The 549-nt window shown below is 30.6% G+C and carries 2 pseudogenes; both read right to left on the bottom strand.

The window, feature by feature from the left end:
* Window positions 1-279 (bottom strand): annotated as a pseudogene (locus A6E06_RS12955) (hypothetical protein); the annotation flags it as partial.
* A 27-nt stretch (window positions 280-306) separates the two neighbouring features.
* Window positions 307-549, bottom strand: a pseudogene (locus tag A6E06_RS12950) (hypothetical protein); the annotation flags it as partial.

Raw genomic sequence — 549 nt, 5'->3', positions numbered from 1 at the left:
TTGTAAATCCGCTTTATGTCTGCTGATGCAAAAAAAAATCAAAAATAGTGTCATTATGGTTCCGCCACCACCAAATATAATGGCTTCACCTGCGTCTATTCCATCATCACTAAAATCATATAAAAACCAAAGCATCACACTGAAAAAACCGGCTGCCGCAAAATACCCCAAATATTGGTGCTCTATGGTTTCATACTCATAAAGCACTTCTTCTTTATATAAGGCCATTCTCATGGTTTCTATTTTATCGTTATTGTCTATATCTTTATGAGTTAGCATTATTTAACGCATCCTTACAATGTCACATTAATCTTGAATCATAGGATGTAAAAACTCTTTATATTTATAATGGGAATATATATCATCTTCTTCCTCTACCTCATAAAAATGACCATTTGGATAAAACTCCCTTAAGGTATTAAAAATATCATTTGCATTTTTTTTATTGCAAAAAATACCATCCAATGACAGTAATAATTGAGCATTTGGAACTATCGTAATATAGTTTATTTTTGATGATTTAATTATCACTGACTCATCAAAATACAA

The sequence above is a fragment of the Aliivibrio sp. 1S175 genome (genome assembly GCF_001690985.1).
In the GTDB taxonomy this organism is placed as follows: Bacteria; Pseudomonadota; Gammaproteobacteria; order Enterobacterales; family Vibrionaceae; genus Aliivibrio.
Note: the sequence above shows the minus strand (reverse complement) of the source record. Positions and strands in the feature narration are given on the sequence as shown.